Source organism: Cytobacillus sp. QJM3NY_8 (genome assembly GCF_056173585.1).
Map to the genome: position 1 here is coordinate 2,547,458 of NZ_CM149681.1, position 15,969 is coordinate 2,563,426.

The following is a 15,969-nucleotide window of genomic DNA, read 5'->3' on the forward strand; positions in this document are numbered from 1 at the left end:
ACCTCCCATAGAAATCCTTCCTTTATATTATATTTTTACTTCGAACTGTCCGGAAAGCTTCACTTCACCAGCTTCATTTTTAACTGAAACTTCTCCTGTCAGTCTCTTCTCATCTTTTTCCATTCTCTCCCCTGTCACTTTTCCTTCTATTGTCAGTTTCTCGCCAGGACGCGTCATTTTGCTGAAGCGCACTTTGAACTTTTTCAGGTTTTTTCTCGGAAACCAATCAGCCAGTGCTTCGCCTGCCATTCCCATAATGAGCATCCCATGGGCAATCACACCGTCCAATCCCGCTTTTTCCCCAATCGGTACTACTGTATGAATTGGATTAAAATCCCCGGATGCGCCTGCATACTTGACCAGCTGTGTATGTGTGATCTCGGGTTTATGAATCACTGTTAATTCGCTCATTATTCTGTTCCCCTTCTTTCGATAATGGTAGATTCCGAATATAGAACCTTGATTCCTTCACTGTTTTTATAATGAATTCCTATAGTGATAAAACGCAGATTCCTCTTTTCAAATGCTGAGATTAACTGAGGAGCGGCAGTTATTGTATCGCCGGCGCATATTTCCCCCATATAGCGATATTCCTGTCCTCCGTGAAGAACCTTAAGCGGGTCAAGGCCGAATAGGCTGATTAGGGTTTCGAAATCCAATCCTCCCCACATCTCTATGGCCGTCGGAAATGTAGGCGGAATGGGGATGTCACGGTATCCCTCTTTTCTCGCGATGTCCGCATCATAATAAATAGGATTTCTGTCTCCAATTGCCATAGCAAATTCCTTGATTTTCCCCCTCTCAATTGTGAAGCGGAAAGGTTTTAGTTTTACATCTTCTTTTAAAAGAGATTCCATTACAAAAAGCACTTCCTCTCATCATGTTTATAATCTTTATGTATTCGACTTTTACCTTCTGCTTCCTTTTAATTTTCTGAACTTTTAAGATGACGGCAAATTGCATTATGAAGAATTCGCGATTACGCGCTAAAAGTGGTATACTTTTAAGGATTATGTATTTGGAGGAATAAAAATAATATGATAACTGTCAGTAATGTAGGTCTTCGATACGGCGACCGCAAACTATTCGAAGATGTTAATATTAAATTCACACCTGGCAATTGCTATGGTTTGATTGGAGCAAATGGTGCCGGTAAATCAACTTTTCTAAAGATTTTATCCGGTGAAATCGAGGCACAATCGGGAAGTGTTCATTTAGGTCCCGGCGAGCGCCTTGCTGTCCTGAAACAGAATCATTTTGAATACGAAGAGTTTGAAGCATTAAAAGTAGTCATCATGGGACATGCCCGCCTGTATGAAGTAATGCAGGAAAAAGATGCGATTTATATGAAAGCCGATTTCACTGATGAAGATGGAATGAAGGCTGCTGAACTTGAAGGTGAGTTTGCAGAACTGAACGGATGGGAAGCGGAATCTGAAGCAGCTATTTTGCTGAAAGGGCTGGGCATCGAAGAAGAACTTCATGACAAAAAAATGGCTGACCTTTCCGGTTCTGAAAAAGTGAAAGTACTTCTTGCGCAAGCCCTTTTCGGCAAGCCGGATGTTCTTTTGCTGGATGAGCCGACAAACCACTTGGATATCAAAGCAATTCAATGGCTTGAGGAATTTCTGATCAACTTTGAAAATACTGTTATTGTTGTATCCCATGACCGTCACTTCTTAAACAAAGTATGTACTCATATTGCCGACCTTGACTTTGGGAAAATTCAGATTTACGTCGGGAACTATGACTTCTGGTATGAGTCGAGCCAGCTTGCACAAAGGATGGCTCAGGATGCCAATAAGAAAAAGGAAGAAAAAATCAAGGAACTTCAAAGCTTTATTGCCCGCTTTAGTGCGAACGCATCAAAATCCAAGCAGGCAACTTCACGTAAAAAGCTTCTTGATAAGATTTCTTTGGACGACATCAAACCGTCTTCCAGAAAATATCCGTATGTCGGATTTTCGCCTGACCGTGAAATCGGGAATGATTTGCTAAGAGTAGACGGCATCAGCAAAACAATTGATGGCGTAAAGGTTCTGAATAATGTCAGCTTTATCATGAACAAAGATGATAAAATTGCGTTAGTTGGCACAAACGAATTGGCGAAGACTACATTATTTAAAATATTGACTGGTGAAATGGAGCCGGATGAAGGAACGTATAAGTGGGGTGTTACAACATCTCAATCCTATTTCCCGAAAGATAACTCGGAGTTCTTCGAAAACTCTGATTTGAATCTTGTAGACTGGCTGCGCCAATTCTCACCTGCTGATGATAGTGAAAGCTTCCTGAGAGGTTTCCTTGGAAGAATGCTATTCTCTGGTGAGGAAGTTCTAAAGAAAGCAAGCGTTCTCTCAGGTGGAGAAAAAGTCCGCTGCATGCTTTCCAAAATGATGCTTAGCGGTGCAAATGTACTTATGCTGGATGAGCCAACCAACCACCTTGATTTGGAATCCATTACAGCATTGAACAATGGGCTAATTAACTTCAAAGGGTCTATGATTTTTGCATCACATGACCATCAGTTCATTCAAACCATTGCCAACCGCATTATTGAAATTACACCGGCTGGCATCGTCGATAAGCAAATGACTTATGATGAGTATTTAGAAGATTCATCCATTCAAAAACAAGTTGCTGATATGTATCAGTAGACAGTAAAAGCAGGAGGAATAACCTCCTGCTTTTAATTTTTGTTAAAAGTCTTGTTTTTTCTTTTTATGGCGTGCAGAAGAAGCTGTTCTGCTGCCCGTTTCCATATTGGTTGTACCTTGACCTTCGATGTTTGGGGAACTTAGTCCAGCCTTTGAAGGGTCTTTTTTGCGTTTGCTCATGTTAAACACCTCCTTTCTTACTGTTTCGTGTTATGGCTAATTTTATCCATGGAATAAAAATGGAGTCCAAAAGCCAATCTAACAAACGGAGGAGGTGTTAACATTGACGAAAAGAGTAGCGGTTGAACAATCCTTAACAAATGTTTCGGAAGCGCTTCGCGAAAAAGGTTATGAAGTGGTTGATATGAAGACGGCGCATGATGCTGAGAACTGCTCCTGCTGTGTAGTGAGCGGTGTTGATTCAAATGTGATGGGTATGCAGGATGTTTCTACAAAAGCTTCTGTCATTGAAGCTAGCGGCCTATCGGCTGATGAGGTATGCCGTCAGGTGGAGCAAAGAATGCAATAAAAGATTGTCCAAAGACTAAAGAGAATTTCTTTAGTCTTTTTTCATAAAAAAAGACGTGCATTAAACCCGTCTTCTTCTTCTGGCTTTTGCTTTTAGATTTTTCCTTAATATTAGTATAAAGATTACAAATAAAAATATTATTAAGCCTGCTCTGCCATAGTATCCAGTTGTCTCTTTCCCAGTCTCCTTTTCTGTTTTCAGCTGGCTGGAAACCACTTCATCCTGTTTGTCTTCCAGAAGCTTTACAGATTGAATGATCCTTCCGTTTTCATTCTTAATCTGCAGCTTTCCTTTTGATGTAATGTCTTCTTCGTAGATTCCTTTTGGCAATGTTATGGCTACATTTTCACCGCCAGTTGTATAGGTTTTTCCATCAGAAGGAAAAACGTCAGTGCTGCTCAGTGTCGAGGTTTCAAAGTTGCTGAACCCATAGTTCAAAAGGTTTTTTGTATCATTATAAATATCCCGCTTGAATTCAGCTTTTAATACAATGGCCGTTAACTTTATTGAATCGTTTTCGGCAGAAGTGGCGAGGGTCTGCTTAGCTTCATCTACGAAACCGGTTTTTCCCCCTGTCACACCTTCGAATGGAACCTCACCTTTAAGCATCCTGTGATGAGTAAAGATGGTGGTGTCCCATGACTTTCCTGCCCACTTCATTTCCTTTGTTCCGTAGATTTCTCGGAAGGTCTCATTTTTCAGGGCGTAATTAGTTAATTTTGCAAGGTCCCCTGCCGTTGTATAGTGGTTTTCATCAAACAAACCGTGAGGATTAACAAAGTGAGTATTTTTTAAGCCTGCACTCTCTTCAAGATAGTGATTAAGGTTCTCTGAGAATGCTTTCATATTGCCGTCCAGATGCTCAGCAATGCTCCAGGCAGCATCATTTCCTGAATTAATCAGCATTCCCTGAACGAGTTTTATTAAAGGCACTTTTTCTCCTTCCTCCAAATAAACTCGTGTTCCTTCAACCTCTGCTGCTTTTTTGCTTATAGTTGCTATGTCCTTTAAGTCTCCATTTTCAATGGCATATATGGCAGTTGCTATTTTCGTCAAACTGGCCGGGTACATCTTTTTATCCGCATTTTTTGCATACAGAACTGCACCTGATTCAGAATCTGTTACAATTGCGGCTTCACTGATAATTGCAGGGTCTTTTGGTTCCTCTGCTGCTGCATATGCAGTTGGAAAACTGAATAAAAGCAGGATGAATACAAGCAATTTCTTCATGAATACACATCCAATTCAAACCGATAATCATTACTGATTGTACCAGACAATTCATGCATACTTATATGGTGTTTATCAATTGTTACATAATTGAAAATTTAATGCCGTAATTTGAGAAGATTGATAATGAAAGGAAATGACCTGCTTTTATCTTTTCCAAAACAACAAGAACTTAAAATTTTGAAAAACAAAAAAGCAATCCAATTGGACTGCTTTTTAGCTAGAGCATCCGCCTCCGCAGCTCGAACAGCTGGAGCCGCCTGAATCATGTCCTCCTCCTGAATCATGATCACTATGGCTGCTGCAAGAGAAGCCGGAGCAGTAAACCATTCCGGAAGCACTGTCTTTTGCGAGTTCGGGGGGAAGAAGTTCGTTCATATTGTCCTCGAACCCATCTGGTTCATAAACCGAAAAATACACGGCTGGAAACAACAGATAGGAATATTGGCTGACAGATGCGGGCTTCGTAAATTCCAGCGCCTTCTTCCCAAGCTTCATTGATTCTGATTCAGAAATTTCATGCTTCAGTTTTTCTATCATTTTCTTTTTCAGTTCAAGCCAATCATTTCCTGCCCTGAAATACTTATTTAACAGTTCAGTCTCATTCATGCTTCTAAAATCATCAAGTATTTCCTTTTTAATCGGATTTTGCATAAAGCTTCCCCAAATTCTTCTGCTATTATGGCCTGCTTCAAAAAGACTTAAATACACCCAGTCAAAAAAAGCCCTTTCACCTGGTATAGGGGTGCTGTCCATATTTGGGGAATGGTGCAGGTATTCACCAAAGAAGTTTTTTGAAAAATGCTCATAATCACGGGTGAACATGAGCATTTCATGCCAAATATCATCCGCTTTACTGCTGAACATAGGCACTGTTTTCAGTATGGCATTCATCACAAAATATCTTTTTAGTTCAAAAAATGTCCAATCATATGCGTAGTCTTTCCATTTGGGGTGCTCCCTCAGTACACGATTTTTTATATTCTCCCTGTACCCTTCAGGTAATGATTTTTCTAAATTTCGAATCATTGGAAGATAGTCGTCGGACTGAATTCCCAAATGTTCAGGAAATGGCTCATCTTTAATAAATGGATCTCTTTTCGAACCAGTAACTATAACTTTAATGAAAATGGCAGCAAAAATCACACCAAAAATAAACAAAAATATTTCCATAGAACCTCCCCCAATCTATATATATGTTTCAATTATATATGAAATTTACAATATTTAGCAGGGGTAGTTTTCAAAAAAAACCGCCCAATAAGGCGGGATAGCTAATTTTTTGTCTTTATATAATAACGCTTTAAAAATTCTACATAAATATCATCATGAACAAGCCATGCCTGGTCTTTTCTTTTAATATAATTTTCTGCCTGCTGAAAGTTCTGATAGGGTTCGCGGACGGGCTTTCCGTTCATTTCCAGAATCCAATTGTCCTCGCCTGCAGCAAAAATAAAAAATTTGTCTCCTTTCTTATTTTCGTATAGTGATCCCTGCATAGAACTTTTATTATTGTATTTGTTCCTGAATGCATCCTGCCTCATGGGATCCAGAGGGAAAATATCCTGAACGAATAGTTTATAAGCATCTTTTCCCATCGAACAGCCTGACGCTTTTGCATGTCCTCCTCCTCCAAACTTTCCGGCGACGGCAGATACATCAACGTGGTCATGAATTGTCCTGAAACTGATTTTTTTGCCCCCAAGGTTTAAGATAGCGATATAATCCAAATGGGGAAAATCTTTGCCAAGTTCGTTTCCTAATTCAGAATGATAGGATTCAGCATGGACGATGCCAGCACAATATTCACCAATGAACGTTTGGACAATTTCCCGCTTCTTCCGTCTAACATAACGCTCAATCTTTTCCTCTTCCATTTCCAGTAATTTTTGTTCAAAATCATCAAATTCGAAATGATCTGAGTTTATGATTCTTTCCGTCATTTTTTCTTCGAATTCTTCAATGGAAACCATAAAGAATAGATCGTTCAGATTCTTTGCTTTAATATTATCATTTTGGTCCCATTCCCAAGTATCATACTGGCGGACAAGTTCAACGAATTCGTCCAGGGCCTGGGATGATTTAATCAGTTCATGTTCCAAGAGATATTCATACAGCAAAGAGGTTGCAGCTGTGAGCCTGCCATCATCATATTGAACCTTCACTCTGCCCCAGTTGTAATCATTAAAGTGCAGGGCTGTTTTGTGATGGTCAATTAATCTGACTTTGCCGCCGCCTTTTTCCAGATCATCAAGCCTTATCAAGTTTTCATCATTAACAGATAAATCCGTGATAATTAAAAAGTCATCCTTCAATTTCTTTTCATTTTCAAACAATTTTTCAATCTGATGATCAAGTCCCATTACAGAGTTATAGCGTACCTCGACATCTTTTCCAAAAGCAATCTTTGCAACGATGCCGCATCCGACGCCATCAAGGTCATTATGTGTATACAGCCTGTACAATATCAATCACCTGCTATTCTTAGACTCATTCCTCTACTAGTTTGGTTGTGCAGGAAAATTCTATGCGGAAAATCCCCGCTGCATTAATCGGGGATTTTCCAGTTAAAGCAATATATAGGCCAGAGGCGCAGCAATCAGTATCGTTAGAATTGTTCTTTCTGCCCAGATGACAAGCAGCTGAGGAATGGTGATCGGGATCTCTGTTGATAGAATACACGGGACAAGTGCAGAAAAGAAAATGATAGCTGATACTGAAACGACTCCGATAACAAATTTAGTGGCCAGTGCTGCCTCTGCTGCAAGCAATGCCGGCAAAAACATTTCAGCAATCCCCACTGCACTTGCTTTTGCTGCTAATAATGGCTCAGGCAGCTGCACTAGAGCCGTAAAAGGATAAAAGATATATCCAAGCCAGTCGAAAACAGGAGTGAATTCTGCAAGAACCAAGCCTAATAAACCTACTGACATAATGGATGGCAAAATGGACATCGTCATGACAAACCCATCTTTTAAATTATCTCTGATGTTTTTCCATAATCCCGGGGACTGAGCGGCTGTATCCATCGCTTCTTTCCAGGCTGCCTGCAGACGGCTCCCTGAAAAGGTTTCCTTTGGAGGCAGCTGTCCATTGTAATATTCTTCGCTCATTGATCTAAGAGGCCAGATTCTTACCGTAATAGCCGTTACGATGAAGGTTACAGCAAAGGTCGTCCAAAAATATGTGTTCCAGATTTCCATCAATCCAAGTGTTTTGGCAACAACAATCATGAACGTTGCGGAGACCGTTGAGAATCCGGTAGCTATAATGGCAGCTTCCTTAATACTGTATTTTCCTTCTTTGAATACCCTGTTTGTAATGAGCAGCCCGATTGAATAGCTTCCTACAAAAGAAGCCACTGCATCGATTGCAGATTTCCCGGGTGTTTTCCAGATCGGCTTCATAATCGGCTGCATTATGACACCGAAAAATTCAAGGAGACCATATCCAACCAGCAGTGCAAGAAAAACGGAGCCGATTGGAACGAGCAGCCCGACAGGCACGACGAGTTTGTCAAACAAAAACGGCCCCATACTCGGGTCATATAGCCAGTCAGGGCCATAGCCGGAGACGATCATTATGGCGACAAATAACCCACTCACTTTAAAAATGGAAAATACAATATTTACCTTGTTCTTGTTCCAGGATTTTGTATAGAAAGGATAAATGGCGCCAAGCAGGATGACGAGTAAGGCATAATAAGGGACAGCTGCAGGTATGGAAGTCTGAATGGCTGTGACAATATGGTCAAGCATGATGGAGGATTTCTCATTAACGGTGACGGGAACAAAAAACATAAATAGGCCAATTGCGCTGAAAAGAAAAAATTTAACCTTATTTTTCAAAGCTGCATTTGGATTCTTGAGCTCAGGCTGGTGAGATTGATTCACTGCAGTTTCTTTTTCCATTCTCATTCCCCCTAGTAATTTAGCGGTAAGGAGCAAAATCAGCCCCTTACCTCCTGTTCATTAATGCTGTCAAAAAGGTCAGAAAAGTGTAAGTGCCTGCTTTCACCGTTGGCTGTGCCTGGTGATCTCTTGTTGGATCGAGGCAAACTATATCCATGGCTGCAGTTTTGGAAGAAAGTCCTGCAGCATATACCGCACTGAATAATTCTTCGGTGCTCATGCCGCCTGGTGTGGATGCAGGAACCCCAGGAGCAAAGCCGATATCAAGCACGTCCATGTCAATCGTGACGTAAATTTTATCCACTTTTGACTCCAGCTGTAAAAGTGCTTCTTTAACCGTTTCTTCAATTCCCCGTCTTCTGGCTTCTTTCAGCGTAATATAATTGAGTTTGTGCTCTTTTGCATAACTGATAAGTGACTGGCTGTTAAAAAAGCCATGAAGGCCAATATTATAGACATTTTCCCCTTTAATCATGCTGTTCTGAATCAGGTTGCGGATTGGTGTCCCATTAGTCGGCCCATGGTCTTCAAGGCTTCTGAGATCAAGGTGAGTATCGAGCTGAAGTATGCCGATTTCTTTTTCTGGCTCCAGTTCTTTCAGACCGCTGACAAGCATGGCTGTAATGGAGTGGTCTCCTCCAATCGCAATTGGAAATGAATCAGGAAACTGTTTTCTTATATCTTTCATTGTCTGTTTGATATTGGAATGGCATTGCGGAATATCCGTGAAATGCATTTTTACATCGCCAAGATCTGCAACCTTCATCTTTTGAAGATCACTTTCAAAATCCAGATTGTATGTGGAAAAGCCTTTCCAGGATCTCCTGAATGATTCAGGGAATTCAGATGCTCCTGATGGGCTTATGGATGAGCGGGAAAGAGGGACACCAAATAGCACGACATCCCATTTTTCTTTTTTCAACTCCTCTTCCCTCTGGATTTGGCGTATCCATTCATTAACCTTAACGTCAGTTCCTAATTCGGCTTGCGGCCAAAAGAACCCGGGAGAATTTATTGTTGGCAGCATAAGCTTCCTCCTTTAACGACCACTTTCCCATTTTTAATCACGGTGTCTGTATGGTTCATTCCGTAGTGGTATTGCATTTGCATGTAGTTTGGTACATTGAGCAGCAGCAGATCAGCCTTTTTCCCCGCTTCAATGCTTCCCACTTCTTTTGCCCGATTGATGGCATGTGCTGCATTAATTGTAGCGGCAGTAATGGCTTCTGCCGGCGTTAAACCCATGTGCATACAAGCAAGATTCATCATAAAAGGCATGGAGCAGGTTGGAGAAGAGCCGGGGTTGCAATCCGTTGATAAAGCAACCGGCACACCTTTATCGATCATCCGGCGTCCTCTGGCGGCTTCGGCCATCAAGAAGAAAGCTGTGCCTGGAAGAAGCACACCGATTACTCTCTTTTCAGCCATCATTTCCATGCCTTTATCAGATGCTCTAAGCAAATGATCTGCAGAAATGGCACCGACTTCCGCGGCAAGTTCCGCTCCCTCATATGGTTCGATTTCATCAGCATGGATTTTTGGAATCAGGCCAAGCTTCTTCCCTGCTTCAAGCAGCTTTCTGGACTGTTCTGGAGTGAATACGCCCCTTTCACAGAAAATATCGTTGAATTCGGCAAGCTTTTCTTCCGCTACTTTCGGAAGCATTTCTTCAATGACCAAATCAACAAAAGCGTCTGGATTCTCTTTGTATTCTGCAGGAACCGCATGTGCACCCATAAAGGTGCGGACAATATCCACCGGATGCAGTTCATCCGCTTTCTGGGCTGCAGTCAGCTGCTTGCGCTCCGTTTCCCAATCCAGGCCATATCCGCTTTTTGCCTCTATTGTTGTTACTCCGTGTTTAAGAAAGCGATCCAGACGGACAAGACTCGCTTCTACCAATTCCTCTTCAGATGCTTTTCTGGTCATTGAAGTGGTGGCGTGAATTCCGCCGCCATTGTTCATAATTTCCATATACGTCGCCCCGTTCAGGCGCATATTGAACTCCTCTTCCCTGCTGCCTGCATAAACTAGATGTGTATGCGGATCAACAAGTCCTGGGAGAAGAATTTTCCCATAGGCATCAATGATTTCAGCATCATGAAGCCGGCTTTGATAGTCAGCTTCCAGTTCCGCTGTTGTACCTGCTGATTTGATAATGTCTTCTTCGATCCATACCGCCCCGTCTTCTATGATGTGAAGTTCACTCATTTTTTCTTTCGTCAAGGGCTGTGCGGAGCTGCCCTTTAATGTAATCATTTGATTTGCATGTTTGATAAAAATAGGTTTTGAGTGCATAATGTGCTCCTCCTTAAAAAATGGAAGTTCCAATCCGAAATAATAACGGATTGGAGTGCTTCCTATTAGAAAATATAAAAGGCTATTTGCCAGTTTAAGAGTTTTCTTTGCTGAATTGACTGGCTTATTTGCAAATTGCATGGCTTATTTGCTGATTTGGTGTTTTCTTTGCTTGTTTTCCGCCATCATTTGCAAAGTTTATAAAATACATTAAAAAATCTTTATTTCATCATCGGAATGTTTACGCCTTTTTCTTTTGCTGTTTTGATAGCAAGGTCATAGCCTGCATCAACATGGCGCACAATTCCCATGCCCGGATCAGATGTAAGCACCCGTTCAAGGCGCTGTTCTGCTTCCTTTGTGCCGTCTGCCACGATGACCATTCCAGCATGAAGTGAGTAGCCCATTCCTACACCGCCTCCATGGTGGACGGATACCCAGCTTGCACCGCCGACCGCATTGATCAGTGCATTCAGGATCGGCCAGTCTGCCACTGCATCACTGCCGTCCTTCATGCTCTCTGTCTCACGGTTCGGTGATGCAACGGAACCAGAATCGAGGTGGTCGCGGCCAATAACGATAGGTGCTTTCAATTCACCTTTTGCCACCATATCATTAATTATTTTTCCAAATCGGGCGCGCTCCCCATATCCAAGCCAGCAAATTCTTGAAGGCAGGCCCTGGAATTGGATTTTCTCCTGTGCCATCCTGATCCATTTGCAAAGGTGTTCGTTATCAGCAAATTCGCGCAGGATCACTTCATCGGTTTTATAGATATCTTCAGGATCTCCCGATAGTGCTACCCAGCGGAAAGGTCCCTTTCCTTCACAGAATAGCGGCCGGATATAGGCAGGCACGAATCCAGGGAAATCAAATGCTTTCTCAACACCTTCATCTTTTGCCACCTGACGGATATTGTTTCCGTAATCAAATGTGACTGCACCTTTCTTTTGCATGTCCAGCATAGCCTGAACATGGACAGCCATGCTGGCCTTTGACTTCTGAACATATTCAGCAGCATTTTCCTTTCGCAGAACAGCTGCATTTTCTAAAGAATAGCCGATTGGAACATAGCCATTTAAAGGATCATGTGCAGAAGTCTGGTCAGTCAGGACATCCGGGATGAAGTTCATTTCCAGCATTTTTGGCAGAATTTCAGCTGCATTGCCTAAGAGGCCGATAGAAAGCGGGCGGCCCTCGTGTTTTGCCTCTGTTGCTAATTTAATAGCCTCTTCAATTGAATAAACTTTTGTATCCAGATATTTGGTTTCAAGTCTGCGGTCAATGCGGTGTTCATCTACATCAATAGCAATGCAGACACCATCATTCATTGTTACTGCAAGCGGCTGAGCGCCCCCCATTCCTCCAAGTCCTGCTGTTAAAGTAATGGTCTGTTTCAGTGAACCGGAGAAGTGCTGTCTGCCAAGCTCAGCAAAGGTTTCATAGGTTCCTTGCACGATTCCCTGACTTCCGATATAAATCCAACTTCCAGCTGTCATTTGGCCGTACATCATCAAGCCTTTCTTATCAAGCTCATGGAAGGTATCCCAATTCGCCCAGGCAGGCACAAGATTCGAATTGGCGATCAATACCTTCGGTGCATCTTTATGTGATTTAAAGACCGCAACCGGCTTGCCGGATTGGACAAGAAGTGTTTCATCGTCTTCTAATTCATGCAATGTTTTGACAATCGCGTTATAGCAGTCCCAATTTCGTGCTGCCTTCCCAATCCCACCGTAAACAACCAGCTCTTCAGGAATCTCTGCAACTTCTTTGTCTAAGTTATTCATAAGCATGCGGAGTGCTGCTTCCTGAATCCAGCCCTTAGCATGAAGCTCACTGCCTTGATAGTTTTTTATTTCTCTTTTTGTTTCCGCTTTCATTGTTATCCCTCCAATGTTATCTCATATTTAGATTTTATAATGAGAACTATCTGAAAAGTATAATAATTAAATTTGATTTTTTATAATTTTGTTATATTTTTATAGTGTATTTTTATGAATTTTATATAAATATTAGTATTTTTATAATTAGAACCAAAAAATAAACCTCCGGTTACACGGAGGTTTTATGCATGCTCTTTCTAAATTGATTTGGCGGCATTCCTTTAATCTTACTGAAAACTTTATTGAAATATTGCTGATTGCGAAAACCGCAGACAGATGCGATTTCCTTAATGCTTATTTCTGATTCCATCAAAAGCTTCGCAGATTGCCTAATCCGGGTTTCATTAAGCAGCTCCCGGAACGACTTGCCGCATTTTTTTGCGAGCATGGAGCTGATATAATTCGGGTTTCGATCTGCATATTCAGCTGCCCTTTCAAGAGTAACCTTAGGGTCCCAGTAATTCGTCTCAATAAAGAATAGGACTCTGTCAGTAAGTTCCAGCTTCAGCTTTTTATCAGAGCGTATGGTTTCAAAAACAAAGGAAATGAAGCTAATCATTTCGTTAATGACCTGGTAGATCAAGGGGGAATAAAGGATAGTCTGGAATAAACGAAGATATTCTTTCTCCATATCCCCGTCTGCCAGCCGGAAAGTCTTCATATGCCTGCGAATTTGCGCAAGAATACTGGTCAGCCGAATTCTGATGAGTCCTGGTTCCGGATAAGGGTCTGCCAAAATAAGAAACTCCTCGTAAAACCATGACTTCAGTGCTTCTAAATCAGACTGATTCAGGAAATCAATCCACCTGCTCTGTTCCTCGGGGGTTAAGAATGGATCAATTGATAGCCATTTAGGCAATGAGCTCTCCTCAATTACCTGATTAAATCCCCTGTAAAAAGTTAACTCCATCAGCTTCCTGTTCGCAAGATAGTGGCTTCTGACGGTTCCGCTGCCCTCCTTACCAGTATAAATGCTGATCGCAATTTGTTCTGCCGACGTTTCCTGCCAATCTCTCATAAATCTCAGGCTCTCCTCTTTCCAGGCCACATCAGATTTCTCAGCAATAATCAAAATCATATCATTCAAAATAAAATAGTGAACTGTTTTTTGGAAAGTATAGCTTTCAAGAAATTTAAACAGCTTTGGAAGCTCCAGAGGATTTTTGGTCTTAATTCCGATAGATACAAGTGGTTCAGCCGAATTAGATTCTTCTATAAATAAATCCTGGTAATTGAAGTCTTTTTCAGCTTTCTGACTGGATTTTTGTGCTGCAGTCCGACTAATCATCTGATTGCGCCTATGAATCTTTCGCGCTGATTTTAATAAAATATCTGCTGAAATCGGCTTAAGTATTAAATCAGATACACCCATGTCGATGGCTCTTTTTGCTTGTGAAAAGGTCGCTTCCATTGTTAAGGCAATCAAATCCGGCCCTATGATCTGAGTGGTTTTTAAAAATGAACCATAACTTTCTTCATTTATCAGATCAAGTTCAAAAATCAATAGGTCTGGCTGAAAAGTTTCAAGCTTCTTAATAAGCCCTGATTCATTTTGTGCTGACTCTACCTGCCATGCGTTCATAGAAGATTTAAGAAGCCACTCTATGCCTTTCGTATCGTACTCATCCCGATTGGCCACAAGTACTTTGTACATGCTGCCACATCCTTTTTTAATTCTATTATGAAATAATATTTTGACAGTTGTAAAGAAATTATCGTAAAAATCTCAGAAATATTAGACAAGTTATGATGCCCTTCCTGCATATCTATATATGGACAACCAATTAGGAAGGAGTATGAGCATGCCTTTTCTTGTATTAAAGAAACGCAGCATCATTGCATTTGTCATCATATTTTCAGTCATCGTTTCTGCATCAGTATGGTTTTTTTCAAAATCTGATAGTTTGACAGTATTCAACCAGACGGAGGGCGAAAAAGTCCGGGAAATTCATATGGTTACAGGAGAATTTAAAGCCAAGCTGCCTGATGGCAAAGAATTTGAAGCTTATCGCTGGGATCCGGGAACTATTTTTCTGGAAAAAGATGAAAAGGTAAATTTGAAGATTTGGGGAGTTAATGGAATGGAACATCCATACATCATAGAAGGGACTGATATTAAAGGTGTGGTAAAAAAAGCAGAAGAAACGGTTGTCCCACTTCAATTTGATAAGGAGGGCGTTTACCGTCTAGTGTGTCTTACTCATCCGGATAAGGATAATAGCGGACCAATGATTGCTTATATTGTAGTAGACTAACTAATGGGAAAAGGGAAAGCACCGGATAATCCGGTGCTTTTCTAAATAAAAAGAAAACTTTTTACTTCGAAAGCTTTCTAGCGCAAGCAGCCTGTCCCCTCGGGATGAGGTCCCAGGACAAGGAAGGCTTCGTCAGCATAATCATCGCACGACCAAAAGCGGCAGCTTTTGGGAGGACGTGGCGTTCTTAGTCTGCGTTCCTTCGTGAGCAAGGCGCTTCCGCTTTTCTTCTTCTCTTACCTCCCAATAAACATCTGTGTCCAATAATGTCCATAATAACCGCCCTGTGCATATCCCACTCCGATTTCTGTGAAATTGGCTGATAGGATGTTCTTGCGGTGGCCCTCGCTGTTCATCCATGCTGTTACAACTTCCTGAGGTGTTTTTTGACCTGCAGCAATGTTTTCTCCAGCGGTTCTGTAAGTAATTCCAAAGCTCTTCATCATATCAAACGGGCTTCCGTATGTAGGAGAGTTGTGATCGAAATACTTCTTATTGATCATATCCTGAGATTTGTATCTTGCCACTCTCGCAAGCTCCCAATTTGATTTTAAGGGCTTTAATCCATACTTTGCCCTTTCCTGGTTTACAAGCTGAACTACCTGCTCTTCCACACTTGTGGTAGCTTTTGATAATGCAGGGATATTCACCTTTTGCCCAGGATAAATGAAGTTCGGATTCGAAATCTGCCCATTGGCATTAATGATTTCAGGAACTCCCACCTGATACTTCAGGGCGATCTTCCACATTGTATCCCCTGGCTGAACGGTATGTACTGTTGATGCTTTTGCATCGAAATTGAATCCAAAGACAAGTGCGACAGACAACATTAGAATGAATGAAATTTTTGATAATGTTTTCATATTTATATTTAATCAAAATCTCTTATTCTATTAAACAGGTAATTGTTGGCGCTGATTGTAAGAATTTCTTCATTAGGTGCCTGTATGGATCCGGCACGTTTCTTGTGCCTGCAATATCTGATGATCATAGTGATCTGGAACAGCTGGGGGGGGTTCATTAAAAAGCTGAAGAATGTAAAAAAAATTGAGGTCCTTCCCTATCACAAGCTTGGTGTATACAAATGGTAAGCACTCGGATTGGAATATCCGCTGAAGGAGATTCAGCCGCCAAGTGAGGAAATGGCAGAATGGGCATATCAGCTTTTGACTGGGTTTTAAAAAGTTGGTTTTGATTTATGAT

At 41.4% G+C, this 15,969-nt stretch carries 15 protein-coding genes and 1 pseudogene; 4 read left to right on the plus strand and 12 right to left on the minus strand.

Annotated features, from left to right (window positions below; genetic code table 11):
* Positions 1-27 precede the first annotated feature (27 nt).
* Together AC0VZ9_RS13255 and AC0VZ9_RS13260 are read right to left on the minus strand one after the other, a co-directional pair.
* On the minus strand, positions 28-411 hold the full coding sequence (locus tag AC0VZ9_RS13255; RefSeq protein WP_251175641.1) for a MaoC/PaaZ C-terminal domain-containing protein: 384 nt from the start codon (positions 409-411) through the stop codon (positions 28-30).
* On the minus strand, positions 411-857 hold the full coding sequence (locus AC0VZ9_RS13260; protein ID WP_258753594.1) for a MaoC family dehydratase N-terminal domain-containing protein: 447 nt from the start codon (positions 855-857) through the stop codon (positions 411-413). The genes AC0VZ9_RS13255 and AC0VZ9_RS13260 overlap by 1 nt, the downstream gene beginning before the upstream one ends.
* Before the next feature lie 180 nt (positions 858-1,037).
* Between AC0VZ9_RS13260 and AC0VZ9_RS13265 the strand changes: the two genes are divergently transcribed.
* A complete protein-coding gene (locus tag AC0VZ9_RS13265; RefSeq protein ID WP_009334573.1) occupies positions 1,038-2,657 on the plus strand; it encodes an ABC-F family ATP-binding cassette domain-containing protein in 1,620 nt (539 codons plus the stop codon).
* Between the two features lie 42 nt (positions 2,658-2,699).
* Here the strand turns inward: AC0VZ9_RS13265 and AC0VZ9_RS13270 are convergent, their stop codons facing one another.
* Entirely contained in the window at positions 2,700-2,837 is a 138-nt protein-coding gene (locus AC0VZ9_RS13270) for a YuzL family protein (protein WP_019379858.1), read from the minus strand.
* A 103-nt stretch (positions 2,838-2,940) separates the two neighbouring features.
* Here AC0VZ9_RS13270 and AC0VZ9_RS13275 point away from each other — a divergent pair, with 103 nt between their 5' ends.
* Positions 2,941-3,186 (plus strand): YkuS family protein, encoded by a 246-nt coding sequence (locus tag AC0VZ9_RS13275; protein ID WP_009334572.1) that lies wholly within the window; start codon positions 2,941-2,943, stop codon positions 3,184-3,186.
* Positions 3,187-3,246: 60 nt separating this feature from the next.
* Here AC0VZ9_RS13275 and AC0VZ9_RS13280 read toward each other — a convergent pair whose 3' ends face one another.
* The 8 genes from AC0VZ9_RS13280 to AC0VZ9_RS13315 form a co-directional block, all read right to left on the minus strand.
* Entirely contained in the window at positions 3,247-4,416 is a 1,170-nt protein-coding gene (locus AC0VZ9_RS13280; protein WP_019379857.1) for a D-alanyl-D-alanine carboxypeptidase family protein, read from the minus strand.
* Between the two features lie 216 nt (positions 4,417-4,632).
* Positions 4,633-5,589, minus strand: a complete 957-nt coding sequence (locus AC0VZ9_RS13285; RefSeq protein WP_475397476.1) for a glycine-rich domain-containing protein — start codon at positions 5,587-5,589, stop codon at positions 4,633-4,635.
* A 101-nt stretch (positions 5,590-5,690) separates the two neighbouring features.
* Positions 5,691-6,881 carry a DHH family phosphoesterase gene (locus AC0VZ9_RS13290; RefSeq protein WP_192908603.1) on the minus strand — a complete coding sequence of 397 codons (1,191 nt, stop codon included), beginning with the start codon at positions 6,879-6,881 and terminating at the stop codon, positions 5,691-5,693.
* A gap of 102 nt (positions 6,882-6,983) precedes the next feature.
* Positions 6,984-8,327: a YjiH family protein gene (locus AC0VZ9_RS13295; protein WP_217024913.1), complete on the minus strand. Its 1,344-nt coding sequence runs from the start codon at positions 8,325-8,327 to the stop codon at positions 6,984-6,986.
* Positions 8,328-8,373: 46 nt separating this feature from the next.
* Positions 8,374-9,354 carry an agmatinase family protein gene (locus AC0VZ9_RS13300; RefSeq protein ID WP_252246418.1) on the minus strand — a complete coding sequence of 327 codons (981 nt, stop codon included), beginning with the start codon at positions 9,352-9,354 and terminating at the stop codon, positions 8,374-8,376.
* Entirely contained in the window at positions 9,339-10,625 is a 1,287-nt protein-coding gene (gene hutI, locus AC0VZ9_RS13305; RefSeq protein WP_475397477.1) for an imidazolonepropionase, read from the minus strand. The genes AC0VZ9_RS13300 and hutI overlap by 16 nt, the downstream gene beginning before the upstream one ends.
* Positions 10,626-10,846: 221 nt before the next feature.
* Positions 10,847-12,508 (minus strand): urocanate hydratase, encoded by a 1,662-nt coding sequence (gene hutU, locus AC0VZ9_RS13310; protein ID WP_217024907.1) that lies wholly within the window; start codon positions 12,506-12,508, stop codon positions 10,847-10,849.
* 172 nt (positions 12,509-12,680) lie between these two features.
* Positions 12,681-14,165, minus strand: coding sequence for a helix-turn-helix domain-containing protein (locus AC0VZ9_RS13315; protein ID WP_475397478.1), 1,485 nt, complete (start codon positions 14,163-14,165; stop codon positions 12,681-12,683).
* A gap of 148 nt (positions 14,166-14,313) precedes the next feature.
* Between AC0VZ9_RS13315 and AC0VZ9_RS13320 the strand changes: the two genes are divergently transcribed.
* Entirely contained in the window at positions 14,314-14,766 is a 453-nt protein-coding gene (locus AC0VZ9_RS13320; RefSeq protein WP_019379850.1) for a cupredoxin domain-containing protein, read from the plus strand.
* Positions 14,767-15,002: 236 nt separating this feature from the next.
* On the opposite strand, the gene safA is transcribed toward AC0VZ9_RS13320, so the two are convergent.
* Complete coding sequence (safA, locus tag AC0VZ9_RS13325) at positions 15,003-15,629, minus strand: SafA/ExsA family spore coat assembly protein (protein ID WP_157380239.1); 627 nt, start codon at positions 15,627-15,629, stop codon at positions 15,003-15,005.
* A gap of 76 nt (positions 15,630-15,705) precedes the next feature.
* Here safA and AC0VZ9_RS13330 point away from each other — a divergent pair.
* Positions 15,706-15,947, plus strand: a pseudogene (locus AC0VZ9_RS13330) (pyruvate formate-lyase-activating protein); the annotation flags it as partial.
* Positions 15,948-15,969 lie beyond the last annotated feature (22 nt).

Coding starts and splice junctions, on each gene's coding strand:
- AC0VZ9_RS13255 (WP_251175641.1), bottom strand. CDS start 411: ATGAGCGAATTAACAGTGATTCATAAACCCGAGATCACACATACACAG.
- AC0VZ9_RS13260 (WP_258753594.1), bottom strand. CDS start 857: ATGGAATCTCTTTTAAAAGAAGATGTAAAACTAAAACCTTTCCGCTTC.
- AC0VZ9_RS13265 (WP_009334573.1), top strand. CDS start 1,038: ATGATAACTGTCAGTAATGTAGGTCTTCGATACGGCGACCGCAAACTA.
- AC0VZ9_RS13270 (WP_019379858.1), bottom strand. CDS start 2,837: ATGAGCAAACGCAAAAAAGACCCTTCAAAGGCTGGACTAAGTTCCCCA.
- AC0VZ9_RS13280 (WP_019379857.1), bottom strand. CDS start 4,416: ATGAAGAAATTGCTTGTATTCATCCTGCTTTTATTCAGTTTTCCAACT.
- AC0VZ9_RS13285 (WP_475397476.1), bottom strand. CDS start 5,589: ATGGAAATATTTTTGTTTATTTTTGGTGTGATTTTTGCTGCCATTTTC.
- AC0VZ9_RS13295 (WP_217024913.1), bottom strand. CDS start 8,327: ATGGAAAAAGAAACTGCAGTGAATCAATCTCACCAGCCTGAGCTCAAG.
- AC0VZ9_RS13300 (WP_252246418.1), bottom strand. CDS start 9,354: ATGCTGCCAACAATAAATTCTCCCGGGTTCTTTTGGCCGCAAGCCGAA.
- hutI (WP_475397477.1), bottom strand. CDS start 10,625: ATGCACTCAAAACCTATTTTTATCAAACATGCAAATCAAATGATTACA.
- hutU (WP_217024907.1), bottom strand. CDS start 12,508: ATGAAAGCGGAAACAAAAAGAGAAATAAAAAACTATCAAGGCAGTGAG.
- AC0VZ9_RS13315 (WP_475397478.1), bottom strand. CDS start 14,165: ATGTACAAAGTACTTGTGGCCAATCGGGATGAGTACGATACGAAAGGC.
- AC0VZ9_RS13320 (WP_019379850.1), top strand. CDS start 14,314: ATGCCTTTTCTTGTATTAAAGAAACGCAGCATCATTGCATTTGTCATC.
- safA (WP_157380239.1), bottom strand. CDS start 15,629: ATGAAAACATTATCAAAAATTTCATTCATTCTAATGTTGTCTGTCGCA.